1 rRNA gene is annotated in these 1,126 nt (G+C 53.4%); it reads left to right on the top strand.

Annotated elements, in window-relative coordinates:
* Positions 1 to 1,087: ribosomal RNA gene (locus FKQ60_RS17255) — 16S ribosomal RNA — on the top strand; the annotation flags it as partial.
* Between the last annotated feature and the right edge of the window lie 39 nt (positions 1,088 to 1,126).

Here is a 1,126-nt window from a genome sequence, read left to right as displayed (position 1 = left end):
GTATCGTTAATAGCGGTATTCTTTGACGTTAGCGACAGAAGAAGCACCGGCTAACTCCGTGCCAGCAGCCGCGGTAATACGGAGGGTGCGAGCGTTAATCGGAATTACTGGGCGTAAAGCGCATGCAGGTGGTTTGTTAAGTCAGATGTGAAAGCCCGGGGCTCAACCTCGGAGTTGCATTTGAAACTGGCAGGCTAGAGTACTGTAGAGGGGGGTAGAATTTCAGGTGTAGCGGTGAAATGCGTAGAGATCTGAAGGAATACCGGTGGCGAAGGCGGCCCCCTGGACAGATACTGACACTCAGATGCGAAAGCGTGGGGAGCAAACAGGATTAGATACCCTGGTAGTCCACGCTGTAAACGATGTCTACTTGGAGGTTGTGGCCTTGAGCCGTGGCTTTCGGAGCTAACGCGTTAAGTAGACCGCCTGGGGAGTACGGTCGCAAGATTAAAACTCAAATGAATTGACGGGGGCCCGCACAAGCGGTGGAGCATGTGGTTTAATTCGATGCAACGCGAAGAACCTTACCTACTCTTGACATCTACAGGATCCTGCGGAGACGCGGGAGTGCCTTCGGGAACTGTAAGACAGGTGCTGCATGGCTGTCGTCAGCTCGTGTTGTGAAATGTTGGGTTAAGTCCCGCAACGAGCGCAACCCTTATCCTTGTTTGCCAGCGAGTAATGTCGGGAACTCCAGGGAGACTGCCGGTGATAAACCGGAGGAAGGTGGGGACGACGTCAAGTCATCATGGCCCTTACGAGTAGGGCTACACACGTGCTACAATGGCGCATACAGAGGGCGGCGAGCTAGCGATAGTGAGCGAATCCCAAAAAGTGCGTCGTAGTCCGGATTGGAGTCTGCAACTCGACTCCATGAAGTCGGAATCGCTAGTAATCGTGGATCAGAATGCCACGGTGAATACGTTCCCGGGCCTTGTACACACCGCCCGTCACACCATGGGAGTGGGCTGCAAAAGAAGCAGGTAGTTTAACCTTCGGGAGGACGCTTGCCACTTTGTGGTTCATGACTGGGGTGAAGTCGTAACAAGGTAGCGCTAGGGGAACCTGGCGCTGGATCACCTCCTTACGTAAAGATTGTGCATTGATGAGTGTTCACACAGATTGA

Origin of the sequence: Vibrio sp. A11, from assembly GCF_013048705.1 — a bacterium.
In the GTDB taxonomy this organism is placed as follows: Bacteria; Pseudomonadota; Gammaproteobacteria; order Enterobacterales; family Vibrionaceae; genus Vibrio; species Vibrio metschnikovii.
This window is presented reverse-complemented; position numbering and strand designations above follow the sequence as displayed.